Genomic DNA, 26,160 nt, shown 5'->3' on the forward strand with positions numbered 1-26,160 from the left:
ACTTACACACTCACTTTTTAATACCGTTACAGTCCGACACAAAGTAGGTGCATTAGTAGGCACAATAAACGAGACACAAAAAAGCCCGTAGTGTTCACTGACGCTACGGGCTTTGCTGTATCTGGTGGGCCTTCCGGGACTCGAACCCAGGACCTGCCGATTATGAGACGAAAGTACAAAGCCTTATGGTATTTTATGGGGATTCGCTTATAATTCCTAAGTCCTTGATTATTAAGATATACCGCTATGTTTTATTCTATAAGTGTTTTTTTGTACCCGTATCTTATCCCGTTACAACCCTGCCCCTTACCTGCCCCTTTGCCTGCCCTGATTGGGAGGGCAGGTTATGAGTAATCTAACGGACCTTGAAGTAAAAAACTTGTCAGAAGACAGTTACAAAACAGAATCCTTAGGCCGTGGTCGCGGAGCCTTCATGATTCGCAAAAGAGGTAAAAGCTATCAGGCGTTCTATCGCTACTGGCGAGGTAAGCAAAAGGCAATGGTGCCTATTGGCAGTTATTCACCACCCCGGACCAAAGCTTCAGGACTTAGTCTGAAAGAAATCAGGGAAAAGGCGACTGAGCTGGCCACCCTGCGCCAGCAAATCAGCCCCCAGGACTTGAAAGAATATCTTGAACAGCAGGAAGCTGACCGGCAACAGCAGGCCGAAGAAAAAAGGCGTCAGGCTGAGATAGAATCTTCTTATGGTACTTTAGAAGACCTATGCACCAGTTATCTTTCAGATATGGAGATTAAAGGTCTTAAGTCCGTCAAAACAGTACGTAATGCATTGAATCTATATTGTCTTGAGGCTTTTCCCAAGCTGGCCAAAGCTAAAGCCCGAGACATAACACCGGACGATATTGTAGCGATTATTCGTAAAATGATGGAACAGGGCATTACTACAACCTGCAACCGCGTCCGCTCATACTTGATGACGGCTTTTAATTATGGGATGAAAGCTGATCACAATCCACGGCAACTAACAGAACACGGTAAGCGCTTTAACATAGATTTCAATCCAGTCATGGCTGTACCAAAACAAGCTGATTATGAGCGGGTCAGAGATCGTCGTCTGTCAGATGATGAAATTTATGATATGTGGATAAATGTTCATCAGGGCAAGTCATCATGGTCGCCTGTTTATGGTCTTTTTGTTCGGTTCTGCCTGGCCTGTTTTGGCAATCGTCCGGAGCAGTTGAATGATGTCAAATGGTCAGATATTGATTTTCGGATGAAGACATTAAGATTTACTGATTTCAAAGGGAAGCACGGTACACCCAAAAAACGCATTATTCCATTAACGCCAACAGCCTTGGATATATTAGAGCAGGTCAAGTCAGTATCGGGTGATTATTCATGGCCTTTCAGCACATCCGGTAAAACACCGATTCGAACAGACAATGTGGCTAATTTCTTGCGTGCTTATAATGACTGGCGAAGTAAGCAGTTGAAAGAAAAGAACAGGGAAGTGCCAGACACCTGGACACAGAAAGATTTAAGAACCACTGCAACAGGCCTGCTAACCCGATTAAGAATACCCAAGGAGCAACGCTATCTTTTACAGTCCAGAGAAGACGGCAGCGTAGAATCAAAACACTATGATCACGATGACCGGCTTGAAGAAAAATGGGATGCCGCGATGATATACGATGACTGCCTTCAAAAGATTATCAGTGGTAAAGCATCTGACACTTTGGTAGACCTTGAACACTACCGGCAAATCAAGGGACATTAAAAACTATACTGCTGAAAGGTAAGGGCACGGCCAGCGACACCGTGCCCTTTTTGTATCTGGATAACAGCAGGGCAGTGCTATGACACCAGACAGGAAAGATTATAGCCTTGATGAAGTGGCTTTGATGAAAGCCGGTATTGATCCGATGACGTGCCTGGATAGTGTCCGGTGCGCCGTAAAACGGCAATTGCCCGGCTGTTATCAGGCTGAAGCGTATCTGATGCAACTGATTGAACAGGTCGAAGCCGGGCTATTGAAGCGAACACGGACAGAAGAACCACCGCCGTATGTATTAAGTTTGGATGATGACGTCTATATCAGCAAAGAGGATGCTGAGAACTGGCAGCCTGAAGCGCCAGTACTATCACCCGCCAACGCTAAAGCTAAGTCATCCAATACACCGGGTGAGCTTACCGGCAAGAGCAGAACTGCCTTTTTGAAGTTAATAAAAGCGTTGTGTTTGTTAGTCGCCAGATACGAACAGGGTCAACCAAAACCCGGTCATTTCAAAGACAGAAAAATCCTGTCGGATGATGGGTCAATTAAAACCCAAGCGTTAAGGGAATTACTACAGGAGATAGACCCTGGTACACCAGGCAGGGCTGAACAATTGATAAAAGAAGCCTTTAAGCCATTCAATTAATTTCTGCATATACCCACTATTTTCTGCATATGCAGTTTTTTTTAAGCATCTTCGTCTTAACTGTCGGTTGTCTTTTATTACTGAGGCAACCTGTTATGCACCAGAAAGATTACAGTCGGCAATACCTGACCTATAAGCAGGTCTGTTCACGCTATGGCATCGGGTCCACCACCCTGTACCGCTGGATTGAGCAAGGGCGACTGCCGGAAGGCGACAAGATCGGACCACGGGCGCGGCGCTGGAATATCCGGGACCTGCTGAAGTGGGAGCGGGAAAGGATGGGTGAAGCATGAAGACTTTTCAAGTGACGGCCCACCCGAAAAAGGAGCATTCAGGGAAGGCCGCCCTATCCAGCACACCCTTCATTCTAGCCAATATCATCCACGTCTGGATGTTATTCATTGCGTCGCTTGTTGCTGAAGCTGAACGCCTTAAGGTTCTGTTGATTGACCGGAGGGCGCAGGGATGACTATCAAAGCTGTTCGCAACCGTTATCGAGATTATTCACCTTCTGTCACCGTTGAGCTGACCCAAAAACAGTTGAACGCCATTTACACGGCATGCAGTGAGCTGACCATTATCCGCTATCAGTATTACCACCTGATTGAGCACCCGGAGCAGAAGAAAAACATCAAGATGAGCGTCAGGCAGCTGGTCACTTACGGAGCACTTGACACCCTGGAAGATGCCCTGGAACACGCCTTCAGCCTGGGAGACATTGACAGCGAATTAAAACCACCGCAGGAGGACAGCGCGTGAGCCATCGTAACTTCACGGCGGCTGTCAAGGGTGCTGCCTTCGGGCAGTGGCCCTTCATCCTGCAACAGCTGGTCGGATTAACTGACCTACAGGTCGATACCCGAACCCGGTCCACCGGCACGGCCTGCCCGCATTGCGGCGGTCACGATCGCTACAGTTTCAAATCGGCTGATAACGGCGACTGGGCTTGCCGTCACTGCAGCGGCGGCGATGGTTTTGACCTGCTGATGAAGTGCCACGGCTGGTCTTTTCCGGAGGCCGTCAACCGGGTTGCCGGGCTGCTGGGCGTGAGTCAGGAGGACACCGAAGAACAGACACGGCTTCTAAAGAAGCTGAACAGCGGCGTTGTGCGCATGAACAACAGGCCCGGCAGAAGGAGCTGGAGCTGGCACAGCAACATCAGCGCAAGGCTGCTTATGCGCTGTACCGGTGGAACCATTCATACCCGGCTAGCCCGAATCACCCGCACCTGGTCGCCCGGCATCTGCCACCGTTCGACCTGCGCCAGTGGCAGCACCCGTACTATGGCGACTGTTTGCTGGTGCCCATGGTCAATGAGGCGTGGCAGCTTATGAACCTTGAACAAATCAACCAGGACGGACAGAAGCGTCCCATCAGCGGCGCACTGAAGAAAGGGCTTTTCTATCAGTTCGGGCGACAGACATGGACCCTGTACATCTGTGAAAGCTGGACAACCGGAGCGGCCATTCATCTTGGCAAACCTTGCCAGCCCTGTGTCATGTCAGCCTTCAGCCGGGTCAACCTGGAGGCAGTGACCGCCATCGCCCTTCGTCTGTATCCCGACAGCGATATCGTGATCGCTGCTGACAATGACCCACCCGGTATCGAGGCCGCTGTGCGCGTCGCCAGACGATACAACCTGAAAATTGTTCTGCCCACAGGAGCCGGTCAGGACTTCTGTGATTCGCTAATGCAGGAGTGCACCCCATGAGTCTTCAAGATGAATTACAAAATGAGCTTAGCCCGGATGAGGCGCTGGCTTTTCATGCGCTGCGCCTTGAGCAACAGAAGCCAGAACCTGAAGAGCCACCACGACGGCCAAGAATCATTTCTTTGTGGGAGGCCGCCAATCATGTCAAACAGCCCGACTGGCTGGTGTATAAGCACGCGGAGCTGAACACCCTGTCCGGCCTGTTCGCACCGCCTTCCAACTGTAAAAGCCTGGCTGCCATTGACCTGGCGTGCTGCGTTGCAACCGGCAGGGACTGGCACGGTTACAGGGTCAGCCAGGGCGGCGTCGTCTACATCGCCGGTGAAGGCAGCGCGGGCCTTAAGAAACGCACCCGCGCCTGGAAGATTCGCCATAACAGCCACGAGCAGCAGATCCCGCTGTATCTTTGTGAGCATTCAGTCAATGGCCAGTCGGTCACTGACATTCTGGCAGTGTGCCTGGATGTGGAGCAGCTGCACGACATTCAGGCAACGCCGATCAGGCTGGTCGTGGTCGATACCGTCGCCCGGAATTTTGGCGCGGGCGATGAAAACAGCGCCAGGGATATGGGTTCGTTCATTCAGCATATGGACACCATACGCAACCGCTGGCGCTGTCACGTGCTGTTGCTTCACCATACCGGGCACAATGAACGGGACCGGGCCAGAGGATCATCGGCCTTTAAAGCGGCCCTGGATGCCGAGTATGTCATTCGAAAGGATGAAAGACTGGTTGAGCTGAAGAACACCAAGATGAAAGACGCGGACGAGCCGGACGCGATTCAATTTGAACTGCATTCGGTCGATCTGGGCATTCTGGACGACGACGGTCAGCCGGTGAACAGTGCTGTTCTTGACCTGACCGACAAAGCCATGCCAGCACCGGCAGAGCCACCAAAAAGACCCAGGCTGTCAGCCAATTACCAGGCCGCGCTGCATATCCTGGAGGGCATATACAAAGAATACCGGGAAAATTTATCACGACATGACAAGAATCCTGATAAGGCCCTGGTGGAAACCGTCCACTGGCGGCAGCGCTGCATCGATGCGGACATAACCACCAGCAAACATTGGAGCCGGATACCAAAAACCCTTGAGGAAAAAGGTTTTATCCTGCGCAGGGATATGCACACCTTTTTAATTGATGATTGATTCACCCTTTTCTGACACTCCCCACCCCACCCCAAAACCCTAGTAAAGTGGGGTGGGGTGGGGAGTAAGGAAAAACCGCTGTAACCCTTGTCTGCCAAGGAGTTTCTTTGATCAGACAGACCATTCATAAATCGGCCGATTGAGGAGCCTGTTATGACTGATAAACCCAACCTTAACGATGACCTGGAACAGTCCATAAAACACCTGATGGAAGTCTTCAGTCGGGAGTTTGGTATGGACCCAACCATGTCCGATCTCGCCGGGCTGATGCTGGCCAAAGAAGTCAGTTTGATGACCCTGGCACTGGATCGCATTGAGGGTCGACTGAATGAGCTTATCGAACCGTTGAGAATCCATCAGCCGACTGAAACCGAGCACTGAAAAGGGAGTATCCCGTCATGCCCAGAAATTTAGCCCTTAACATCAGCGTCGGCGCGCTGCTGGACAGCAGTGTCGTCAAGACCTTCAAAGCCGCCACCGACTCCAGCGAAAAGCTGGGCCAGCAGCAAAAGGCGCTGAACAAGGAAATGCGCCAGCTGAACGCGGTGCGCCGCTACACCGACCAGCTGGACAAGCTGCGCAAGGAAGCCAAGGCCAGCGGCAGTGTGTCCGACACCCTGGCCCGCAAACTGCGGCTGACCGAGACCCGGCTCAGTGCCGCCAGCGAAGACGCCCGCCGGATGGGCCTGAACATCAGGGACCTGGGTCAGGCCGAAGCGAAGCTGAACCGCCAGCTGGCGCGCAACAACCGGGCGCTGAAGGTGCGGCAAAAGCTGGGCACCAGTATCAAGCGACTGAACCAAGGCGCCGGGTTTGTCAAACAAAAGGCCGTCACCGGGTCACTGATCGGCGGGACCGCGATCGGCGCCGGGCTGACGGCGCTGACCGTCACCAACCGGCTCAGTGCCGAACAGGCGAATCTGGCCCAGGCGGCGGGACTGAGCGCCAAACAGATGGCCATCTGGACCGCGATCGTCAGCCAGGTCGGCGGCGAGGCCAGTGACGTCAGCGACCTGGTGCAGGAGCTGAACAACAAGTTCGGTGAATCCAAAGGCCTGGGTGAACAGACCACCGAAGTCCGGGACGCCCTGCACATCCTGCGGCTGGATTTTGAACGGCTGAAGCGATTGCGCCCGGATGAGCAATTCAACGCCATCATCCGCCAGGCGCAGAAGATCGGCGGGCAGGAAGCGATCTCCGGTGCGGACGCGCTGCTGGGCGGAAAAGCCAGTGAATTTGTCGGCTACATCAACAGTCTGAAAACGCCGTTTGATGAACTGATCGCCCGCCAGGAGACGCTGTACATCGGCACACAGGAAGGCGTCCAGGGCGCGCAGGCCTTCACCACCGCCTGGCGTGAACTGAGCTTCACCCTGGGCCAGGCGTTCAGGGAAATCAATGGCCTGATCGGCAAGGACCTGGCGCCACAAATGCGACAATGGTCCAGTGAGCTGGCGAGCTGGTTCCGTGATTCCCGGAACGAAGTCAAGAAGTTCAGCGAACAGATGGGCACAACGCTGGTGAACCTGGGCGACGGGCTGGCCCAGCTGGCCCTGCACCTGCCGGAGATTGTCGGTGCGATGTCGACCCTGTCCGGCCTGGTGCTGAAATGGTTTGGCGGTCGGCCCAAGCCGGGCAAGAATACCTTCACCCATGAAACCGGCGCCGCCGAATCCGGTGATAACCCGATCTATCAGGAAATGCGCCGGCAGCTGAAGGACTTTGACCGCGATCAGCAGGCGCGTGAGATGATCGAATCCCGGCAGCCTGCCGCCCGGAATGTCAGCCAGGACAACCGCGTGACCTTCAACATCACCCAGCAGCCGGGCCAGAGTCCGGAACAGCTGGCCCACCAGATTGAACAGCGCATCCGGTCGGTGCAGAACGATCGCATCACCAACGACGCCTATGACCAGCCGGAGGCCATCTGATTTTTAAATTGCACGCATAAAAATTTGCGCATCGGCGGCGGTCTGCGTTCAAAAAGCTGTAGCTATTTAACACGCCCTCCCTGTTAGAACCGCAAGGGCTGCCGCCGAATCTATACTTACCCTGTTGTCTTCCTGTCATGATCCTTAGCCATGCCCAGAGCCCGCAAGCCCACCGCCGTGCACCAGCTGCAAAACACCTACCAGCCCTGTCGTCATGCCGAGCGCAGGGACAGCGCCGCCAGCAACCGCCAGCGTCGTGTTATCCCGGCCTGGCTGCCGGATGACGTCAAGGTGATCTACCGCAAGCTGGCCGAACGCCTGCCGCCGCTGGACAGCATTGATGAAACCACCCTGGCCCAACTGGCGCTGCTGAAGCACCAGCTACAGACCGACCCGGACGGTTTTCGTGTCCAGCAGCACAGCCAGCTCAGGCAACTGACGGCCACCGTCCGCCAGTGGGTAGCAGCGCTGGACGATGATGATAAAGCAGCCGGTCAGACTGAATCCCTGGACGACTGGATGAAGCGCCGGTCCAGGATGAAAAAACAGTATCCGGTGATTGTTGACTGATGTCGTCCCGCCACGTCGGCGGCGACCGACACCTTGACGTCGCCGGCCTCGACTTTTTCGATCAGTTCGGGGATGCCCTGGCGTCGGACGGTTTTGGCGGAATAGATGCTGCGTTCTGACACATTGAATAGTTCAGCGGCTTCATCAGTGGTTTTGCAATTCTGCAAATTTGCAGAATTGAATTGTCCCACAAGTCGATTGGCCACCTTGCTGGCCACCATCGCCCTTTGGCTTTCCGACAGGTGCCGCCGGTGCAGGTTCAGCGACACCACGAAATTCAGTGGAATGCCCTGGCGACGGACGGTGCGGGCATGATGCACCGCCCGGTCGGATACGGTCATCAGTTCGGCGGCCTGGGACACGGTCAGATCAGTCTGCCAATTGGCAGACTGATCGGATTTGCGGTCACCGCCGTTTTTCACCGTGGCGATTTTTTCCGCCACCATCGCCCGTTGGCTTTCCGACAGGTGGTCGCCGTCATCCTGACCGGATGATCTGCCCGTCCGGAAGATGCACCCGGCACCGGCCCAGTTCGACCGTCGCCAGGTGGTACCCGTCCCGGTCGCGCAAGTACCAGTTGTTACGTTCAAAGTTCGAATACCACCGACAGGGTAAACGACGGTGGTTGCTGACTTGCTGATAGCGTTTCACCGCGTCCTGGTAGCTGGTTTCAATCAGTGCCTGCATACCTCACCTCACGCTGTCGTGTTTGTCCTGAATGTCAGGTAAAACCCGGATACCGGGCTTTCAGCCGAACATGGCCTGTGTCGCCTACCCTATAACTACCCTTTCAATTTACAGGAGTCTTCATCATGAAGATTACTAACCAAACCCTGTTTGAGAAGTTCGCGCCCGAATCCCTGGACGCATTGCGAAACTACTGGTCAGCCAGCACCGGTGTGATTGAGTTTCGATCCACGGACCTGGGCAATACCCTGGAGCAGGCCGAACAGTTGAAGGACTGTCTGGAGGTCGTGAAACAGGACGTGCTGGCGTTGGCCAGCGATGTTCACAAGTACCCTGACGATGCCATGAACCCGGCCCGACAATCGGTAATTCGCGAGCTGAAAGACTATGCCGACCGGTTAGCCGATTGTATTGATAACGATACCCGGATCAACCTGCCACCGCCCGGAACCGGTGAAGCCATCAGGGACGAGCTGGGAAATCCCGTGACCCTGGACAGACAGCGACAGGCTTCAGAGCTGAGCGAATTCGAACCGCTGACCCAGGACCAGCGCATGAGCGACTGGTGCCATAAGTTTGTGCGTTCTGAAGACCTGGGCGATTTGAAGCTGGGCGGCTATGTCCGCGCCTGGCTGACCGGCGAGCACAATCAGCAGACCCGGCGCACGATGACCAGCACCGGCACCGGCGGTGTGCTGATTCCGACCCCGCTGGCGGCTGAGGTGATCGACCTGGCCCGCAACAAGTCGCGCGTGCTGACGGCGGGTGCGGTGGTCTGGCCAATGGACAGCGCGACCCTGACCGTACCACGCCAGACCGGCGATGCGTCCGCCGCCTGGCGGCCCGAGCTGGGTCACATCCACCGCACCGGCATCAGCCTGGAGCCGGTGGTGCTGAAATCGTGCAGCCTGGGTGCGCTGGTGACGCTGTCGCGTGAATTGCTGGAGGACGCCATCGGCCTGAACAGCTTCCTGACCCGGACCCTGAGCAACGTCATGGCCGAGGGCATTGACCAGGCGGCACTGTCCGGTGCCGGTGCCGTCGACAGTGAAACGTCCGAGCGCATCGAGCCGGTGGGTGTGCTGAACACCGCCGACGTGCAGGTGATCGACCTGAGCGCCGCCCTGGACAGTTACGCGCCGTTTTCACAGGCCGTGACACGGGTCCGGCAGGTCAACGGCGAACCCAGCGGGCTGATGATGGCGCCGGTCAATTTCGGTTTGCTGGATGCCCTGACCGCCACCGATGGCCAGCCGCTGATGCCACCGGCCAGCTGGTCACAGGTCATGCACTACGACACCAACCAGCTGGATGAGCACACCGCCATTGTCGGCGACTGGTCACAGCTGGCCATCGGTGTCCGCCATAACCTGCGGCTGGAATACGCCACCACCGGGCAGATTCCCAAGGAAGGCATTCAGGAGGAACTGAGCCTGTTCAGCCAGAACGCCATCGCCATCCGGGTGCTGTGGCGTGGCGATGTCGCGGTGCAGCGTCCGGACCAGTTTGTGAAGATCATTAACATGAATCCGGCGCCTGAATCGGCATCGACTGAATCGGCATCACGGAAGAAAGATAAGGTGGCTTAGTGCTGTAAGAAACCTGCCCTTTTACCTGCCCTAGATTCGTAGACACAAAAAAGCCCGTAGTGTTCACTGACGCTACGGGCTTTGCTGTATCTGGTGGGCCTTCCGGGACTCGAACCCAGGACCTGCCGATTATGAGTCGGATGCTCTAACCAACTGAGCTAAAGGCCCCATTTTGACACCAACCCCGTAATCTTTCCTGTTGGTAGCGTATAACGCACAAGACTTCAGGGCTTGGTTCTTAGTGGAGGTGAATTATAAGCATATCAGGGCGCTCTCGCCAACCCTCTGATTTTAATAAAGCTTTTATCGATCAAAAAAGGTTCTTTAACAGGTCTTGAAGTGTAAAAGAAGCATCATTGGTGCCTGCTTTTTTGTCAGCGCCTGCTGTGTCTTGTCGAAATAAAAGCAGTGCCTCTGTTGGATGGAAGTCCGGCAGGTCATGAAGGATTGTGGCAGGGGCATTTTCCCGCCCTATCAGCAAAGCGCAGCAATTTTGCGATAGCCTCGTAGTGGGCGAGAGCTCACGGCGTTTTGCCAAGCGGTCATTCACATAGTGCAATGACTGCGTCTTTAATACCCGCACTGAATAGAGGATAATGAACAGGATTCAGATTGGAGCAATGAGGAATCTATGGCTCTGGAAAAGATAAAAGAGCGTCTGTCTTCAGTAACTGAGGGTCTCACGAGCACCCTGAGTGGTGGTATACCTGGGGCCAAAATGATTGCTGTTGCTGTTGGTGTCCTGATAATTGGCCTGACTGCTTTAGGTATTTACTGGAGTATTGAACCGGATAGTTTTTCAGTAAAAGCCAATACTGAGCAGATGGCACAGGCCAATGACCAGGAAGTTGTGGTGGGTTACACGACTACGGCTACGCTTTATCGTATTGCGGACACGCTGCTGAGCAAATCCGGTGGCTATACCCGAAATGATATCGGTCCTCCCGGTGTGTTTATGGATAATATGCCAAGCTGGGAGCTGGGTGTGTTGGTTCAGGTGCGTGATATGGCGCGCTCTCTTCGTAAAGATATGAGTCGTTCGCAGTCCCAGTCTCAGGAAGATCGCGATCTTGCCATTGCCGAGCCTCAGTTTAACTTTGATTCCAGGAGTTGGATTCTTCCTTCCAGTGAAAAAGAATACCAGCGTGGTATCGATAAGCTGGGCAATTATATGCGTCGACTGCCCGATAAGCAGGATCCCGCCCAGTTCTACGCCCGTGCCGATAACCTGACCCGCTGGCTGACCGATGTTGAAACCCGTCTGGGCAGTCTTTCTCAAAGACTCAGTGCCAGTGTCGGCAAACCGCGTATTAATACTGATCTGGCAGGGGATGCGGAAGCTTCCCAGTCCACAGAAGCAGAGACGCTGGTGGAAGTGAAAACGCCCTGGACCAAAATCGATGATGTTTTCTACGAAGCCCGTGGTTCTTCCTGGGCACTGATTCATCTAATGAAGGCGATAGAGGTCGACTTTGCCGATGTACTGGAAAAAAAGAACGCTACGATCAGCCTGAAGCAAATTATTCGGGAACTGGAAGCTACTCAGGAAACAGTCTGGAGTCCATTCATTCTTAACGGTAGCGGATTTGGCATACTGGCCAACCATTCACTGGTCATGGCCAATTATATCTCTCGCGCCAATGCCGGCATTATCGATTTGCGCCGACTGCTTGAGCAGGGGTAGATGCACTGTGAATTGTTAGTTCTGTTTTTAATTTTTCCTGAAGCCGCAAAGCGGCTAAAAATGCTACAAAATTAGCAAAATCGTCGTAAACCCTGGACAGGGCGGTGGGCATTCACAAAGAGCCGCCCGATAACGGGCCTGGTATACCCACCGTAAATATAAAAAAATTCGAGTAGGTTAGATCCTGTTCGAATGTCCCTCAGACTATTCTATTTATTTGTAATCAGGTTAGGGGATCTAGCCGCGATTATTTGGTATTGTTGCTTTGTCCTCACAGGGTGAGCAGTTCTCAAAGGAATGAAGAGCAAAGTCAAGGCTATTGAGCCGAGCCATCTTCGCTCAGGATTAGCACTGACAATTATAATTAAAATATTATTAAAAGGCTGTTTAAGTGAAGCTAACAAGATTTAGTCTATTTTTCCTGGCCATTATAACTTCAGGTTGGTCCAGTGCTGCTGAAGCAATTTCCAGTTCTGATTTGTACTGCATGATATTTTATTGCGAACCCGAACCCGAGTATGACTTTGTTGTCGTAGGTGCTGGTTCAGGTGGTGGAACTGTTGCATCACGACTGGCGCACCTGGGGCATTCAGTATTACTCATCGATGCAGGTGGTGATCCGGCTGATAGAAACCCAACCTACCCCATTCCTGCCAATCACCCCTTTGCAAGTGAAAAGCCGGGCAGAAGTTGGTCTTATTATGTCGAACATTACAGTGACCCAGCGAAGGCTGCACGTAACTCTAATGCGATGTGTCGGATCAATGATGATCCCGGGAAGCGCGTGAGCTGTATTGTTCAGGACAATGGCAACTGTGACTGTCCCTCCGGAACCTCGCGAGAAGGCATTTTTTATCCTCGAGGCACAGGGATAGGTGGTTCTTCAGCGAACAATGCCATGATCAACGTGCTGCCAAAAAATTCAGACTGGGATTCCTTGGCTCAATTGACGGGCGATGACTCTTGGTCGGCTAGCAATATAAATAGTACTTATCTGCCTATTCTCTACGATTGGGCTTCTATTGAAAAATATGAAGCGGACTGGCTGGTTAATGATGTACATGGTCAATATGTTCAAGAGATGGTCGAGTCTGCAGTATCAGTTGTGAATCCTCCTAATTTTGACAGTAATAAATCCATCGTTGAAAATCTGAACGACAATAACCTTCTGGAAGCATCGGTAGCTAACGAGGAAGAAGGCATGTGGGTGTTGCCTGTGGCTCACAATGATGGCTTCAGGGCGAGTGTTCGTGAACGAATCTTGGCAAGCGCCTGTATGGAAGATCCCTTAAATCCAGACGGATTGTCGGACGGTCAGCGTGAAAATAAGTGTAAAAGTGATGGTCTCTGGGACTATGACAATGATAGTCCGCTGTTAGTTGTCCAGTACAATTCTTTGGTCACAAAGGTGTTGTTTGATAGTCAGGATAGCAAGAAAGCGACGGGGGTTGAGTATGTAGTGGCTGAAGGTGCATACAAAGCTGATCAAACTCATAAGGATGCTTCGGGCCAAACTCGTGATCAAGTCTTTGCTGCTAAAGAGATAATTCTGGCGGCTGGTGCCTACAATACACCGCAGCTGCTTATGTTGTCCGGTATTGGTGATCCTGAAGTATTTAATCGAGCTGATATCAACATTTCCCTGCGCCATGCATTACCGGGAGTAGGGAGAAATCTTCAGGATCGATATGAAGTCGGCATGGTATATGAGGCACCCGCCAAACTGGAGTGGATCGAGAATTGTTTTTCATTGTTGAGTAATATTCTTGGTGAAGGCTGTGTAGCGTATTTGACGGGTGCGAAGGCGCTGAACACACAAAGCGAGAAATCGGTGTTATCGACTAATCTAAGCTTTACGTCGATACTGACAAAGTCTTCAGCCGACAAGCCTGAAGAGGACCTGCATATCTTTGGCCTGGTTAATCAGTTTACGGGTTACTTTGATGGCTACAGTGCGGCAGGACTTCAACCAAAACGATTCACCTGGGTGGTATTGAAAGGTCATAATGAAAACCGTGGTGGTGTTGTAACACTTAAAACGGATAGTCCTTTTGATCGACCTTCAGTTAATTACAACTCCTTCGAAGACGGTAATAAGAACACATTAGAACTGGGTGGAAATCCGAATTCCGGTGAGACTGACCTGGCAGGTGTTCTTGCGGGCGTGAAATTGGTGCGTGATATTGTTCAGAACGCAGAAGCTACTTATGGAACGCAATACCAGGAAGTCTGGCCGGGGAGATCGTTGCAATCCGATGAGGAACTCAAGCAGGCAATTAGAGATCGAGCCTGGGGCCATCACGCATTCAGTACTGCCGCCATCGGTAGAGAAGAAGATACTTTTTCGGTGCTCGATAGTGACTTTCGTGTGCGAGGTATCGAAAATTTGCGCGTCGTTGATGCATCAGTATTCCCAAGACATGTGGGTACTTTCCCGGTACTTGCTGTTTACATAATGGCTGAAAAAGCCGCTCACAATATCGACAAGGCAAACTAGACAAGCATTACCAAGATTTGTATTGTCCAGATTCATCTGACACCCTCGCTGTCCTTTCGAGGGTGTCGCAAAACTGCAACAGCTCTTTCCTTCATTCCGCGTGGGAATTTTATCATCCTGAAAACCGGGCTCTGCAACTTGAGATAGCCTATGGTTTTTTGCGCTGGGACCGACAGAGCCGAAAAGCATGGCAGCTATATTTTTGCGACAGCCTCTGAAAGTGATGGGCTTTCTGCTCTTTCTGGTGAGATTGAGCAAGTCACGGAAAAAGGCTGGCTGAAAAGAGATTGAGGTGAAGAATGAGCAGCAAACTGGTTTATTCGACCGATAAGGGTCGCATCAAGGAAGAAAAGCCCAGGGAAGAAGTGGGTGATGGCAACGTCCGTGTCCGCCCTGAAAAGAAAGGTCGTGGTGGTAAAGTGGTCACAGTGATCAGTGGCTTGCCTCTTGCGGGTAATGACCTCAAGGCCTACGCCAAAACATTGAAAAAGCGCTGCGGCGGTGGTGGTTCTGTAAAAGACGGCAATATCGAGCTGCAGGGAGATCATGTGGATGTCATGGTCGATGTGCTCAAGAAAGCTGGCTACGATGCCAAGCGATCTGGCGGTTAACTTCGACAAAAACTTCACGGAAAAAAACGCTCTTTTTTTTCCTGAAAGCGCCTTTTTTTTTGGAGAATTAAAAAATAATTCTCTCAATCTGTTTGTTTTGTATACACTGGATAAATGTTTTCTTTGAGATATAGACTCAGTCTTCGGGCTTTATGTTGTACATGTGTACTAAGTTCATGCAGTGCTCCGGGGAGATACAACGAATAAGGACGTTTTTGTAAGGAAATTTTTCATCCCGGATGGATGAGATTTTCTCGGTACAAATAGCCATGAGTGAAGGACATTATTTTTCATGGCATAAAAAGGTACACTTGAATGGACCATGAAAACACTGCGTACGGACAGACTCCGGAGAATGCTCCACAGTTTACATCCAGACTGGGTTTCTATCTTGCGGCTGTGGGCTCCGCTGTAGGTATAGGCAATATTTGGGGATTCCCTGCCCAGACTGCCGACAATGGTGGTGCTGCCTTCGTTCTAATCTACCTTTGTTTCTCTTTCCTCCTTGCCTGGCCGATGCTGGTGGCTGAACTGGTAATTGGCCGTTATGGTCGCTCAGACCCGGTTAGTACCCTCGCAAGTGTCAGCAACAGATATTTTTTCAAGCTGCTGGGTAAGCTGACTGGCTGGGTTTCAACAGTCACAGTTCTGCTGATCTATACCTTTTACGCCATCATTTCCGGCTGGATCATCTGTTTTGGTCTGGCTCCCATAGCGGTGGCTCTGGGTCTGGACAGTCTGGCCACCTCACTGACTTCATTTAATCCTTTGCCCACCATGATAGCGGCCTGTGCATTCATGGTCATAGTAGCGGCCATTGTCTCCGGCGGTGTTGCTGATGGCATTGAGAAATGGTGCAGCCGTCTGATGCCAATGCTGGTGCTGCTGATTCTGCTGCTGATCGGTTTCACCATGACACAGGAAGGAGCCCTGAAAGGTCTTCGGTATTTTGTGCTGCCTGATTTTTCCAAATTGTTGAATAAGGATCTTCTGATCAGTGCCCTGGGTCAGTCATTTTTCTCCATGTCTCTGGGGGTAGGCATCATGGTGGTTTATGGTGCCTACCTGACCCGCGACTGTAATATTCCGGTGATGGCTGCCAGTGTTGCCGTCACTGATACGCTGGTCGCAGTGATGGCCGGTTTGCTGATTATTCCGGGTATGTTTGTTGCGCTGAATCACGGAATTGATATCTACACCGCAGAGGGTGCTCTGAAAAGCGCCGACAAGCTGGTGTTTGATGTTTTGCCACAGCTCTTTCTTCAGTTTGGTTCACCGGGTATTTTGCTTTCCCTGGCCTTCTTTCTTTTATTAACCATTACGGCTTTGACCTCAGCAGTTTCGATTCTGGAAGTACCGGTAGCGGTTTTTCAGAGACGACTTCATGTCCGCAGGACTGCCAGCTCCTGGCTGATCTCGCTGATTACTTTCGGGGTTAGTGTCTGCGTGATGATCTGGTTTGATGTGCTCTTTGACTTTGTGGTCAACCTGACAACCCGCTATGCTATGCCTCTGTTAAGCCTGGTCGTCTGTATCTATGCGGCCTGGATATGGTCCAGAGATCAAAAACTGAAAGAACTGCAGAAAGGATATCCGGATATTGAGCACAGTCTTTTCTGGAAGATCTGGCCCTGGTACATCCGGTTTTTCTGCCCGTTCATGGTGATGGTCCTGATCTTTTTCACTTTTTGATGATAACCGGAATTCAGACCGAAATGGTATTAAGTACAGGTTCCTGGTTTCCGGGTTAAGAGCTTTCTCACAGAATGAAAATTTGGGTTGATGCCGATGCCTGCCCGGTGGTGATCAAGGAAATACTATTCAGAGCCGCCGACCGAACCGAAACCCCACTGACTCTGGTGGCCAACCAGCCACTCAGGGTTCCGGGGTCACGCTTTATAAAATCCCTGCAGGTCGCCTCCGGCTTTGATGTGGCAGACAATGAGATTGTTAAAAGAGCCGAGTCAGGAGACCTGGTTATCACCAGCGATATTCCTCTGGCCGCCGAAGTGATTGAAAAAGGTGCTGCTGCGTTGAGTCCTCGTGGTGAACTGTTCACAGAAGACAATATTCGGGCAAGGCTGAACATGCGTGACTTCATGGATACACTTCGCGCCAGTGGTATTGAATCCGGCGGGCCTCCGGCACTGAGCCAGAGTGATCGCCAGCAGTTTGCCAACCAGCTGGATAAGTGGCTGGCAAAGGTTCAGCGCTGAGCGTTCATCATAAATTTGCTCGAAGGCATTTGACAAAATTCTGGAAGCTGGGAGATTGATTTTTATCAATATCCATATGCGGTGGGATCTTTTTGGACCATTCTTTCTTTTTATCCAGAGAGTGTGGTCCTTCAAAGTCAGCAGTGAAGTTATTTTCACACCAGGCCAGTAAGCTGTTCAATTCTTCAGAAATAGCTGCTTGATTTTTGTCATCAAGATCCGGAAGAACAACTACAGCTCTATCCTCATTGGGTGCTTTGGAATATGCCCTTAGTCTGACAAGGCTGTTAGCTCAGTTTGACCTTCAACCAGAATTTCAAAATGCATGCTTGGCTTCCTTGCCAGACCCATTATTGAGCTCCAGAAAAGAGAATGGCCAGCCTGTTTTTTTGGCCTCTCCGTCTCTGTCTGAGTCGCCCGCTAGCAGCCTGTCGGACTTAAGTGTCCGTAGCGAGGATTGCAAGAAATTGAGGATAAAAATCTCTGTTTCTGAGGAGAATAGCGAGCTATTTGACGAAGAAACAGGGATTTTTAGACCAATTTATTGCAACCGCAGTAGGACAGTCTTAAGTCCGACAGGCTGCTAGGAGCCTGACCGAGAATAGCGCCCGTAGCGAGGACGGCAGAAAATTGAGGATGAAAATTCGGTTTTGTGAGGAGAATAGCGAGCTATTTGACGAACAAAAGCGGATTTTCAGACCAATTTGCTGCCGCCACAGTAGGGCAGTCTATTCTCGGTCAGGCTCCTAGCAACTATAGGTCTTCCATGACGATCAGTACCAATAGATAATTCATACGTGATAGGGCGTTCGTTTGAGGATTCTCTATAGTAGATTTCAAACTCGATGTTATTATCCGATCCTCCTGATCTGAGGCGTTCAAATCCACCTCGTCCATTTCTATGACATGCCTCATCAACGCCGAATTTCAGGCAATCTGCAAGAAAACCAAAAGCATCGAACAAAGAGCTTTTTCCAACGCCATTCTTGCCTACTACGACTGTCAGAGGGGTAAGTGACTTTCGTTGTCTATCCTGCCAGGTTTTTCCAAGAGTCACATCTCGTAATGATCTGAAGTTACGGATTTTTAGACCTTCAATAAGTGCCATAGCGTATGAACTCTAACTGTAGTGAGACATTTTTTTAGAATTCTACATGAATAGGAATACAGATATAGTTCTATGAAATTAGAACTATATCTAATAAAGCCTCGCTTCAGAAACAAACTAATTCGATCAAAAGGGAGCATTGAAACAGGGCTTTTAAGTGGAACTTAGCAGCTGCTTGACCACCGCCGGATCAGCCAGTGTACTCAAGTCACCCAGATTATCTTTCTCGCCCTGGGCCAGTTTACGCAAGATGCGTCGCATGATTTTGCCAGAGCGGGTCTTGGGCAGGGCAGGGCATGGGTGAAGTATCTCCGGGCGAGCGAATGAGCCGATTTCACTGGCTACCAGATTTGAAAGTTCCTCCATCAAGTCATCGTTGATTTCAATACCGTCCATGGGTGTCATGAAGGCATAAACAGTTTCACCCTTCACTGGATGAGGAATTCCCACTACGGCTGCTTCTGCAATCGCCTCATGCAATACCAGGGCGCTTTCTACTTCTGCCGTGCCCAGTCGGTGACCCGCAACATTAATTACATCATCCATTCTGCCTGTGATCTGGTAATAGCCATTTTCATCCCTGCGGGCTCCGTCTCCCGTGAAGTAATAACCCGGATACTGGCTGAAGTAAGTGTCAATTGCTCGCTGATGATTGCCATAGACGGTTCTGATCTGACCTGGCCAGGAACCAGTGATCACCAGACTTCCCTGACCGGGCCCGACAACCTCATTACCCTCATTATCCAGAATGGCAGTACGGATGCCCAGGAAAGGCCGTGTTGCATACCCGGGTTTTAACGCGGTGGCTCCCGGCAAAGGCGTAATCATCATGCCACCCGTTTCTGTCTGCCACCAGGAATCGATAATGGGACAGCGTTCTTCTCCCACGATCTGGTAGTACCAATGCCAGGCTTCCGGATTAATGGGTTCGCCCACGGTTCCCAGAATTTTCAGACTGGCTCGTGAAGTTCGTTTAACGTATTCATCCCCCTTGGCCATCAGAGCCCGGATTGCCGTAGGCGCTATATAGAGTGTATTCACCCGGTGACGATCTACAATTTCCCAGATTCTAGAAGCATCGGGCCAAAAGGGGACCCCCTCATACATGACCATAGTGGCACCGTTGGATAAAGGACCATAGGCAATATAGGAGTGGCCGGTAATCCAGCCTACATCAGCACCACACCAGAAAATGTCACCTTCGTGGTAATCAAAAACGTAGTGAAATGTGACCGTGGTATGAAGCAGATAACCCGCTGTGCTGTGGAGGACACCTTTAGGTTTTCCGGTGGAGCCGGAAGTATAAAGAATAAAGAGGGGATCTTCAGATTCCATGATCTCAGGTTCACAGGTAACGGGCTGGTCTGTTGTCAGCTCCTGATAAGAAATGTCGCGTCCTTCCTGCCATTCAATCCTCGCTCCGGTTCTCTCATAAACCACTACAGTACTGACATCAGGACAGTCTTTCAGAGCTTCATCGGTATTCTTTTTGAGAGGGATATGTTTCCCTCCCCGAACGCCCTCATCAGCAGTGATCACTGCCCGGCAGCCACAGTCGAGAATACGGTCACGAAGGGAGTTTGGAGAGAAGCCGCCAAAGACTACGGAGTGAACAGCGCCAATGCGTGCACAGGCAAGCATGGCATAAACGGCCTCAGGAACCATGGGCATATAGATACAAACCCTGTCCCCTCGGTTGACACCTCGCGCCTTTAAGCCATTGGCCAGCCTGCAGACCTCATCATGCATTTCCTGATAGGTAATTTTACGCTGCAGGTCTGGCGTGTCACCTTCCCAGATAATGGCTACCCGGTCGGCACGATTTTCCAGGTGTCTGTCTATGCAGTTGACGCTGGCATTCAGCTGTCCACCTTTAAACCAGCTCACTTCACAGCTGTTGAAGTCGCCTTCATAAATGGCATCCCAGGGGCGATACCAGTCCAGATAGCGTTCAGCCTTTTTACCCCAGAACGCTTCCGGATTCTCCAGAGAATAGTGATAGAGCGCCTGATATTTTTCTTCGCTCATCCATGAGTCTTGAAAAGCCTCGGAAACCGGGTAGATCGTTGCCTGGGTCATGGCCTCTCACCTGCCTCGTTTTTATAAAGTTAACCCAGTATAGAAGTGAGTGCGTTTGCGGGCATTATATCCTGGCTTTTTTGACCATCTCCTTGAGAGGGGCAAGCGACTGACATCCTCCCCTACCTGAATAGGGTGTCGCAAAAGTAGTGAAAAAGCGCAAGTTACAGGAAGTAGATGAGCATGCTGGGCCACTTTTTAACTAAACTCGTGAAATTCTCCATCCATACCTCCAAAGGTCAGGGTGTCCCCGTCGCTACGCTTCCGATGAGAGGCTATGGATAGAGAATTTCGCCCTTTCCGTTAAATGCAGCGTCCACGCTTCCTGTCGTCTTTTTCAGAGTCCTGAAAATGATCAAGCTGCAACATTAACTTACAGTCGGTTTGTCTGGTTTTTTGGTTGTTTGTTTATTCAGAAATTGTCAAAAACTATAGATGGCACTGAGAGACATCGAATGCGCTTCTGGTTTGTTTTCTACTTCAGCTCCATAGTCATAATCAATGTCATCGAACTGGCTATATCGGTATTCAGCCCTGAGTGACAGGGGGAGACCGGCTTCATTTTTAAATTCGACACCGAAGCCACCATGCCAGCCGGTAACCTTGTCATCCCCTTTATTCCCGTCAGAGGTTTTAGCTTCTGACTTTAATTTACTCATTCCGAAACGACCATAGACGTTTACAGTCTCACTGTAAGCGTGGCCTATAATCAGGCTTGCACCATATTCATCTTTAAACCGGACCTCTTCTTCAAAGGAACTCAACTTATACTCAGCCTTGGTTGTGTGATGGTTATATTCAGCCTCCAGTCCCACATACATAGCACGGTCAACAGGGAAGTTATAACCGACAAAAGCACCATAGATACTCCCCTGATTACCAAAAGAATCAATCTTCAGTGATCCGTACTCCATCTTACTGCTGATTGATTCATAGCCAGCTTTAGCGCCAATATAGAAACCCTCTTCAGATGCAAGCGCAGAACCTGCAAAGGTCAGGGCTATAGCTATCATGATTATTCTCATAATTACCTTCCTCAGTGTTGTTGACTGAACACCGCCATAAGTATGTGCTACCTGAATCTCAGTGTGGTTTTTTTACATTGCAAGACAGCATTGGATAAACCAATAAGCAAACCTCAAGGAATAAGTACTCAGCCATACGGAATCGAATATTTCTGGCTTATTGGGCAGGTGCTCTGCAAGGCGCAACGACGGGAACATAGCAAGCTATGTGACCAGAGTTGCAACGCATCACGACTGCATGGATGCAGGAGCTAGAGCAACGCAGGAGCAGTTGCCGCGAGTGCCTGAACAATAAGTCAGAAAATATGATTTCGTATGGTTGAGTACCTCATCGTTTCTGATAAAGATAATTCCCTGCAAGCCGAGAAAATTACAGGAGAAAATAAGCCGGGACACAAGGCAGCATGAAAATTGGTTCTCAAAAAAGCATGCCTTCGAACCCAGTCGAAAAGGTCAGTAGAAAGTCTTCAGCAAAGGCAAGCACGGGCCACACCAAAGGACGCAGCGTCACAACAACCGCTCTGGTAAAGCCGCCATACTTATCCCTTGGTGAAAAAGCAAAATCTTCAAATATCGTTCAGGCATTGAGAACGGTATTTTCCTTTGGATTAATAAAAGATCGAAATATTACGGTCGTTCAACCTGATGGCACCAAGCTCAAACAATCCATTAGCATCAACCAACTGGCCAGAGAAGGATATATTAGCGTTGACCAGAAGGCACAGTTGCTGGCTTTTCAAAGCAGTAGAGAGCGAGGAGAGAAACTGGCGGCAATTCTGCAAGAGGTTGATCAGCAACTGTTGTCCACTAAGCCGCAAAAGAGTGAAACTGAGCATGACTGGACCCGGCGAGTGATTTCCGAACACAGTATTCAGCCAAGAAAAAAATACTGTCAACAACGGATCAGTCTTGAAATAGAGCCTGACCAGATAAGCTATTACAACGATCTACAGCAAACCATCGCAAAGCTCATCCCTAAGGAAAGCCAAAGGCCAACCATCGACCTTCATATCGTTGGTAAATCCGCTCGAAAAAACAATTGCCAACGTAGCCAGCTGGGGGTTCTTGGCGGTATGGGTCCGCTGTCAGATGCCAAAATAGTGACCAGAGCTTTGGATGATTTTTTCACAAAAGGAGGAGATAAAGATCATCTGGTAATGAACCTGTTTTCCTGCCCACCACCCCGGACCTTGTGGGAAGTGATTGCCAGTGGTTCCAGCTTCATAGATAACATTCGAACATTTGCAGCCCGTCGGCACCGGAGCTACGTAATAGCCAGTAATGCGGCACATGCCAAATGCCCCACATTAAAAAAACTGGGCATAAAGCCACTTTTGCATCTGGTGGATCAGATAGCGAGCAGAATTGCAAAAGATCAGGTGCCCTCTAAAAACACGACGACATTGGTTCTGGAAACGACGCAAGCTTATAAAAACAAACTTTATTCTCTGACTCTCAGGCAGCAGGGGGTAGATTCGATTAACCTGTCACAAACTGACCAGAAAGTTTTGCAACAGCTGATAGATCATACAAAGAGAACGGGGGGGAGCGATAAGCAGGAGGAGCTGTCTTCGATGATCCGTCAATACGTCAACAGTGAGAGAAAGGCGGGCAGGGAAGTGGGGCACGTGCTGTTAGGTTGCACAGAGCTACCAATGGCTCTGGGTAAAGAAAAAATGGAAGAACTCGAAGCAGAGTTACAGGTTAACCTTGTGAATACGGAGGCCGTATTCGCCGAAATATTCGCCGATAAGCTAACTGAGGCATATGTTGAAATCTGACCGAATGTTTTTTCGTGTGAGGGGGTTAAAACGAAGCTAACCTTAACACGCTTAACTCTCCTAAGGTTTAAGAAGTTCAAGCTCATGAATCACGCAAAATTTTTTAAAAGTCTTTTATTGTTCGTGCTGTCGTGTTTCGCAGGGATGCAAGTGGCTAATGCGGAGCTTAACAGTCACGCTAAGGAGCACGACGGCGTCCCCTTGTCTGTGTATAGTGCTGACTGCCCCCACAACCAGATATGCACTGGTGATATCGTGCAGATTGGCATGGCTGATTTCAGTGCGCATAGTGATATTACCATGGTCCATACTATGGTTCATGTCGCCAAGAACGCATATGACCTGTCGGAAGGTTACACTCAGATGGCTAGCATCGGATCGTTCTTGAATGGTTTCTACTATCGGGTAAAACCCGGTAAGACTTATTACTTCAGGGCTACCTACTCCTACAGAGAATCAAGTGGTCACTTGGGACGCGTCACCCGGGATTTATATTTTAAATCCAGAGATGATTCCCACAATCCGGGCGGATACGGTGAAGATGGACCCATATACGCAGGCGATCCTGGAACCATAGGGCTTCCGTCGATACCAAAATGCCACAGTGGAACGGCAGGGGAATTCTGTGCCAACCAGGTAGTGCACATCTTCTGGAATAATAATCGTGGTCAGGAAGCACGCGTAATTGATGTTGACCTTTACATTGACGGCCAACACACCAAACACGGAGACGGACCCTACTATGGAGGCAATTTCCAGGACTTCTACTATGTACTGCCTGACTCGAAATACAGCGGAGTACCGGTGAGGTTCCAGGTTACTTGGAAAGTTTGGGGCTGGGACTCCTCTGCTCACTTTGAAAACTCGCAAATACTGGTAAGCAAATATACGCCAGAACGGGCCTCTGCATGCAAACTAAATGACCATTGGCTGAAATGCCAAGATCGTTCATCTGGTCGCTAGCTTATAAGTATTCAGCCATACGGAATTGGCTCGTTCCCACGCTCCAGAGGGTGTCGCAAAACTCCAACAGCTCGTTCCCATGCTCTGAGTTCGTCATTCCCGCGAAGGCGGGAATCCAGCGCCAACGATGGATTTCTCCCTTCTCGGGGAGGACAAGGCCAGGGGAGCACCGGGCAGTATGGTTCTGGTGGTGAGTCAGTGTGGATTCCCGCCTTCGCGGGAATGACGACTTCAGAGCGTGAGAACGAGCTGTTGAAGTTTCGCAACACCCTCCCCAGCGTGGGAATGCATATCAGACTGACAGATCACTTGAAATTAAACATGGGAACGAGTCAATTAAAGAAGTTATCCCAGAGTCAGGAAAATCTGAGCTTTTTGTCTAGAATAATCCTTTTTCTTCTATTGGAGCTTGGTTATCAATAATGAAGAATATGTGCTGTGTCTTTATTTATGGCAGCATTATTTTGTCAGCTGGCAGTCAGGCTGCAATTTCTTACGTTTCGTCAATGATCTCTGGCGTTGGCATTGATGCGATTTTTTCCTCTTTTTTATCCGACCCTATTCGTTTGCCCAAGACTAAGGTTGTTCCGCTTTTGTTGTTTCAGAAGGGAAAAAAAGGTTCGATAGTCAGTTCGACTGTCTCTGAATTGAGAGGATTACAGCCAGATAAAGGAACGGTGTTTTCTGCCTATCCATTCGAATTAAACCGTTTTGGCAACGAAAACAGGGAACAGTCTAAAACCGATGTTAAATCACCATCACCGCAGCATAAGCAACAAAGTAAAAAGCAAAGTAATAAAGGGCAGAGTAGTTCTGGCTATTCAGATTCCTCAAGCTCTGGTGCAGCATCAGCATCGGCTTTCGGAAACGATGAGAGTTATGTCAGGCATCTTGAAAAACTGAAAGAAATACTTAAGGCTGCTGAAAAGTCATTGAAAACAATGGATCAGAAAAAAAATATTGATGACTTTTATGCAGAATTGCAGGAATTGTATCGGGCAAACCCCAATCTTTTGGAAGAAAAAGGTTTCCTGGAGAACAAGGAATACCGTTGGAAAGGGATTTTGAGGCTGCTTCAGCTTCATTTTCCCGGAAAGCTGGAAAAAGGTGAATTGACACATATTTCATTAGACTATCCTGCGTTTAAGACATTGCCAGCAGTCTTAATCAGATTATTTACCGAAGTTGTGCTCCCTGAGTCTGAGTTACCTGAAGGGTTGCCCAACTATGAGCCAGCTGACAGACTTGTGGGTACTGCCAAGCCGAACATTATAAAACTCATGAATGTTTATCTTGGTTCCCATCAGTGTCTTCGTCAGCTACTTGCATTGTTTATAACCCAGCTGCCATTCATTACTGTAGAAGAACCAAAAAATTATGTTTTTCAGGATAAAACAGGTCATGTCTGTGTTGTTTCTACCAGGAGAAATAGTGAAGGGCATTATCAGTTTTTTTTCGTTGATAGTCTGAGTATTTTTAAGCGCTTTCAGGCAGAAAAAACTTATTCACCCATGTCGCATTTTGTCAGTTTAGCGTTGACGCTGGCGATAAAATATCACGGCTTCACTGATTCCCGTTTTTATTTTCTGCCTCGACGCCAGGTTACTGACTTTGGTTGTGAGTCATTTATGATGCACGATTTGGAAACATTGTTGGAATTCCCTGTCTTGGATCAAAACGTTTATTATGCGGACAAAGAATCCCTTACTAAAGATATTACAATGTCGTTTTTATTGCAGATAATGTATCTGGAGTCGGCCAAACAATTGGGTCGATTAGTAATTAATGGTGAGATTAAGGACTTTATCGAAACAGCAGACAAACCTGCCTTTGATGCGCTGGACCTCGACTTCTTTATTGTTATGGCGCTCCGAACCTGGAAGGAATCGGGGTTGGAACCAGATTTGGTTCAATTGTATCAGTTACGCCAGTTTCCTCTGAGGTTTGCACACCTGACCCAGGGACAGCAGAACCTGAATCGGTTGCTGGAGCAATTTCCTGAAGAACGTCAAAAGGAGGTGAAGCAGGTGATCGATGAAACTCGGGGCCTGTTAACCGTCGATGGAACTCTCCGTAACAAGGTGAACCTGGCTGCTACTCTACTGTCGATGAAATTAAATATTGAGTTGTTGGACAGGGACTGCCAGGGGCAGAGAAAATAAATCAGCGATGGCCG

General features: G+C 50.0%; 23 protein-coding genes, 1 tRNA gene and 1 pseudogene. 19 read left to right on the forward strand and 6 right to left on the reverse strand.

Features of this window, described 5'->3' with window-relative positions; translation table 11 throughout:
• Positions 1-346 precede the first annotated feature (346 nt).
• The 10 genes and pseudogenes from ACOJUN_RS10315 (at position 347) to ACOJUN_RS10360 (ending at position 7,744) form a co-directional block, all read left to right on the forward strand.
• Positions 347-1,738, forward strand: a complete 1,392-nt coding sequence (locus ACOJUN_RS10315; protein ID WP_422136544.1) for a tyrosine-type recombinase/integrase — start codon at positions 347-349, stop codon at positions 1,736-1,738.
• Positions 1,739-1,817: 79 nt separating this feature from the next.
• A complete protein-coding gene (locus tag ACOJUN_RS10320) occupies positions 1,818-2,381 on the forward strand; it encodes a hypothetical protein (RefSeq protein ID WP_422136545.1) in 564 nt (187 codons plus the stop codon).
• Between the two features lie 95 nt (positions 2,382-2,476).
• Positions 2,477-2,674: a helix-turn-helix transcriptional regulator gene (locus tag ACOJUN_RS10325; protein WP_422136546.1), complete on the forward strand. Its 198-nt coding sequence runs from the start codon at positions 2,477-2,479 to the stop codon at positions 2,672-2,674.
• 172 nt (positions 2,675-2,846) lie between these two features.
• On the forward strand, positions 2,847-3,140 hold the full coding sequence (locus ACOJUN_RS10330) for a hypothetical protein (protein ID WP_422136547.1): 294 nt from the start codon (positions 2,847-2,849) through the stop codon (positions 3,138-3,140).
• Positions 3,137-3,346: pseudogene (locus ACOJUN_RS10335) on the forward strand (primase-helicase zinc-binding domain-containing protein); the annotation flags it as partial. The gene ACOJUN_RS10330 and the pseudogene ACOJUN_RS10335, both read left to right, overlap by 4 nt.
• A 26-nt stretch (positions 3,347-3,372) precedes the next feature.
• The gene (locus ACOJUN_RS10340; RefSeq protein ID WP_422136548.1) at positions 3,373-4,092 is read left to right on the forward strand and encodes a toprim domain-containing protein; all 720 of its coding nucleotides are present in this window, start codon (positions 3,373-3,375) and stop codon (positions 4,090-4,092) included.
• Entirely contained in the window at positions 4,089-5,243 is a 1,155-nt protein-coding gene (locus tag ACOJUN_RS10345) for a helicase RepA family protein (protein WP_422136549.1), read from the forward strand. Before ACOJUN_RS10340 ends, ACOJUN_RS10345 begins: the two co-directional genes overlap by 4 nt.
• A gap of 153 nt (positions 5,244-5,396) precedes the next feature.
• Complete coding sequence (locus ACOJUN_RS10350) at positions 5,397-5,624, forward strand: hypothetical protein (protein ID WP_422136550.1); 228 nt, start codon at positions 5,397-5,399, stop codon at positions 5,622-5,624.
• 17 nt (positions 5,625-5,641) lie between these two features.
• Positions 5,642-7,174 (forward strand): hypothetical protein, encoded by a 1,533-nt coding sequence (locus ACOJUN_RS10355; protein WP_422136551.1) that lies wholly within the window; start codon positions 5,642-5,644, stop codon positions 7,172-7,174.
• 150 nt (positions 7,175-7,324) lie between these two features.
• Positions 7,325-7,744: a hypothetical protein gene (locus ACOJUN_RS10360; RefSeq protein ID WP_422136552.1), complete on the forward strand. Its 420-nt coding sequence runs from the start codon at positions 7,325-7,327 to the stop codon at positions 7,742-7,744.
• On the opposite strand, the gene ACOJUN_RS10365 is transcribed toward ACOJUN_RS10360, so the two are convergent.
• Positions 7,669-8,334 carry a hypothetical protein gene (locus ACOJUN_RS10365; protein WP_422136553.1) on the reverse strand — a complete coding sequence of 222 codons (666 nt, stop codon included), beginning with the start codon at positions 8,332-8,334 and terminating at the stop codon, positions 7,669-7,671. The two genes, ACOJUN_RS10360 and ACOJUN_RS10365, sit on opposite strands and share 76 nt — an antisense overlap.
• 222 nt (positions 8,335-8,556) lie before the next feature.
• Here ACOJUN_RS10365 and ACOJUN_RS10370 point away from each other — a divergent pair, with 222 nt between their 5' ends.
• On the forward strand, positions 8,557-10,020 hold the full coding sequence (locus tag ACOJUN_RS10370) for a phage major capsid protein (RefSeq protein WP_422136554.1): 1,464 nt from the start codon (positions 8,557-8,559) through the stop codon (positions 10,018-10,020).
• 91 nt (positions 10,021-10,111) lie between these two features.
• Here ACOJUN_RS10370 and ACOJUN_RS10375 read toward each other — a convergent pair.
• Positions 10,112-10,188, reverse strand: a tRNA-Ile gene (locus ACOJUN_RS10375).
• A 463-nt stretch (positions 10,189-10,651) separates the two neighbouring features.
• Here ACOJUN_RS10375 and ACOJUN_RS10380 point away from each other — a divergent pair.
• The 5 genes from ACOJUN_RS10380 to ACOJUN_RS10400 all read left to right on the forward strand — a co-directional run bounded on the left by ACOJUN_RS10380 (position 10,652) and on the right by ACOJUN_RS10400 (position 17,028).
• A complete protein-coding gene (locus ACOJUN_RS10380; RefSeq protein WP_422136555.1) occupies positions 10,652-11,704 on the forward strand; it encodes a DUF2333 family protein in 1,053 nt (350 codons plus the stop codon).
• Positions 11,705-12,095: 391 nt separating this feature from the next.
• Positions 12,096-14,201 carry a GMC family oxidoreductase gene (locus tag ACOJUN_RS10385; RefSeq protein ID WP_422136556.1) on the forward strand — a complete coding sequence of 702 codons (2,106 nt, stop codon included), beginning with the start codon at positions 12,096-12,098 and terminating at the stop codon, positions 14,199-14,201.
• A gap of 299 nt (positions 14,202-14,500) precedes the next feature.
• A complete protein-coding gene (gene yciH, locus ACOJUN_RS10390; protein ID WP_422136557.1) occupies positions 14,501-14,812 on the forward strand; it encodes a stress response translation initiation inhibitor YciH in 312 nt (103 codons plus the stop codon).
• Positions 14,813-15,127: 315 nt separating this feature from the next.
• Entirely contained in the window at positions 15,128-16,504 is a 1,377-nt protein-coding gene (locus ACOJUN_RS10395; RefSeq protein WP_422136558.1) for a sodium-dependent transporter, read from the forward strand.
• Between the two features lie 74 nt (positions 16,505-16,578).
• Positions 16,579-17,028 carry a YaiI/YqxD family protein gene (locus tag ACOJUN_RS10400; protein WP_422136559.1) on the forward strand — a complete coding sequence of 150 codons (450 nt, stop codon included), beginning with the start codon at positions 16,579-16,581 and terminating at the stop codon, positions 17,026-17,028.
• A 694-nt stretch (positions 17,029-17,722) separates the two neighbouring features.
• On the opposite strand, the gene ACOJUN_RS10405 is transcribed toward ACOJUN_RS10400, so the two are convergent.
• The 3 genes from ACOJUN_RS10405 to ACOJUN_RS10415 all read right to left on the reverse strand — a co-directional run bounded on the left by ACOJUN_RS10405 (position 17,723) and on the right by ACOJUN_RS10415 (position 21,240).
• A complete protein-coding gene (locus ACOJUN_RS10405) occupies positions 17,723-18,136 on the reverse strand; it encodes an AAA family ATPase (protein WP_422136560.1) in 414 nt (137 codons plus the stop codon).
• Between the two features lie 153 nt (positions 18,137-18,289).
• Positions 18,290-20,215: an acetate--CoA ligase gene (gene acs / locus ACOJUN_RS10410; protein ID WP_422136561.1), complete on the reverse strand. Its 1,926-nt coding sequence runs from the start codon at positions 20,213-20,215 to the stop codon at positions 18,290-18,292.
• Between the two features lie 422 nt (positions 20,216-20,637).
• Positions 20,638-21,240 carry an outer membrane protein gene (locus ACOJUN_RS10415; protein WP_422136562.1) on the reverse strand — a complete coding sequence of 201 codons (603 nt, stop codon included), beginning with the start codon at positions 21,238-21,240 and terminating at the stop codon, positions 20,638-20,640.
• A gap of 428 nt (positions 21,241-21,668) precedes the next feature.
• Here ACOJUN_RS10415 and ACOJUN_RS10420 point away from each other — a divergent pair, with 428 nt between their 5' ends.
• Together ACOJUN_RS10420 and ACOJUN_RS10425 are read left to right on the forward strand one after the other, a co-directional pair.
• Positions 21,669-23,021, forward strand: coding sequence for an aspartate/glutamate racemase family protein (locus ACOJUN_RS10420; protein WP_422136563.1), 1,353 nt, complete (start codon positions 21,669-21,671; stop codon positions 23,019-23,021).
• 84 nt (positions 23,022-23,105) lie between these two features.
• Entirely contained in the window at positions 23,106-23,984 is an 879-nt protein-coding gene (locus ACOJUN_RS10425; RefSeq protein WP_422136564.1) for a hypothetical protein, read from the forward strand.
• A gap of 11 nt (positions 23,985-23,995) precedes the next feature.
• On the opposite strand, the gene ACOJUN_RS10430 is transcribed toward ACOJUN_RS10425, so the two are convergent.
• Positions 23,996-24,250, reverse strand: a complete 255-nt coding sequence (locus tag ACOJUN_RS10430; protein ID WP_422136565.1) for a hypothetical protein — start codon at positions 24,248-24,250, stop codon at positions 23,996-23,998.
• A gap of 156 nt (positions 24,251-24,406) precedes the next feature.
• On the opposite strand from ACOJUN_RS10430, the gene ACOJUN_RS10435 reads away from it, so the two are divergent.
• On the forward strand, positions 24,407-26,146 hold the full coding sequence (locus ACOJUN_RS10435) for a hypothetical protein (protein ID WP_422136566.1): 1,740 nt from the start codon (positions 24,407-24,409) through the stop codon (positions 26,144-26,146).
• The last annotated feature ends 14 nt before the right edge of the window (positions 26,147-26,160 follow it).

Source organism: Endozoicomonas sp. ALD040 (genome assembly GCF_049275945.1).
GTDB lineage: Bacteria > Pseudomonadota > Gammaproteobacteria > Pseudomonadales > Endozoicomonadaceae > Endozoicomonas_A.

What these genes read in the sequence shown, in the direction of transcription:
- ACOJUN_RS10315 (WP_422136544.1), top strand. Translation starts at nt 347, where the DNA reads ATGAGTAATCTAACGGACCTTGAAGTAAAAAACTTGTCAGAAGACAGT.
- ACOJUN_RS10320 (WP_422136545.1), top strand. Translation starts at nt 1,818, where the DNA reads ATGACACCAGACAGGAAAGATTATAGCCTTGATGAAGTGGCTTTGATG.
- ACOJUN_RS10325 (WP_422136546.1), top strand. Translation starts at nt 2,477, where the DNA reads ATGCACCAGAAAGATTACAGTCGGCAATACCTGACCTATAAGCAGGTC.
- ACOJUN_RS10330 (WP_422136547.1), top strand. Translation starts at nt 2,847, where the DNA reads ATGACTATCAAAGCTGTTCGCAACCGTTATCGAGATTATTCACCTTCT.
- ACOJUN_RS10345 (WP_422136549.1), top strand. Translation starts at nt 4,089, where the DNA reads ATGAGTCTTCAAGATGAATTACAAAATGAGCTTAGCCCGGATGAGGCG.
- ACOJUN_RS10350 (WP_422136550.1), top strand. Translation starts at nt 5,397, where the DNA reads ATGACTGATAAACCCAACCTTAACGATGACCTGGAACAGTCCATAAAA.
- ACOJUN_RS10355 (WP_422136551.1), top strand. Translation starts at nt 5,642, where the DNA reads ATGCCCAGAAATTTAGCCCTTAACATCAGCGTCGGCGCGCTGCTGGAC.
- ACOJUN_RS10360 (WP_422136552.1), top strand. Translation starts at nt 7,325, where the DNA reads ATGCCCAGAGCCCGCAAGCCCACCGCCGTGCACCAGCTGCAAAACACC.
- ACOJUN_RS10370 (WP_422136554.1), top strand. Translation starts at nt 8,557, where the DNA reads ATGAAGATTACTAACCAAACCCTGTTTGAGAAGTTCGCGCCCGAATCC.
- ACOJUN_RS10380 (WP_422136555.1), top strand. Translation starts at nt 10,652, where the DNA reads ATGGCTCTGGAAAAGATAAAAGAGCGTCTGTCTTCAGTAACTGAGGGT.
- yciH (WP_422136557.1), top strand. Translation starts at nt 14,501, where the DNA reads ATGAGCAGCAAACTGGTTTATTCGACCGATAAGGGTCGCATCAAGGAA.
- ACOJUN_RS10395 (WP_422136558.1), top strand. Translation starts at nt 15,128, where the DNA reads ATGGACCATGAAAACACTGCGTACGGACAGACTCCGGAGAATGCTCCA.
- ACOJUN_RS10400 (WP_422136559.1), top strand. Translation starts at nt 16,579, where the DNA reads ATGAAAATTTGGGTTGATGCCGATGCCTGCCCGGTGGTGATCAAGGAA.
- ACOJUN_RS10405 (WP_422136560.1), bottom strand. Translation starts at nt 18,136, where the DNA reads ATGGCACTTATTGAAGGTCTAAAAATCCGTAACTTCAGATCATTACGA.
- acs (WP_422136561.1), bottom strand. Translation starts at nt 20,215, where the DNA reads ATGACCCAGGCAACGATCTACCCGGTTTCCGAGGCTTTTCAAGACTCA.
- ACOJUN_RS10415 (WP_422136562.1), bottom strand. Translation starts at nt 21,240, where the DNA reads ATGAGAATAATCATGATAGCTATAGCCCTGACCTTTGCAGGTTCTGCG.
- ACOJUN_RS10420 (WP_422136563.1), top strand. Translation starts at nt 21,669, where the DNA reads ATGCCTTCGAACCCAGTCGAAAAGGTCAGTAGAAAGTCTTCAGCAAAG.
- ACOJUN_RS10425 (WP_422136564.1), top strand. Translation starts at nt 23,106, where the DNA reads ATGAATCACGCAAAATTTTTTAAAAGTCTTTTATTGTTCGTGCTGTCG.
- ACOJUN_RS10435 (WP_422136566.1), top strand. Translation starts at nt 24,407, where the DNA reads ATGAAGAATATGTGCTGTGTCTTTATTTATGGCAGCATTATTTTGTCA.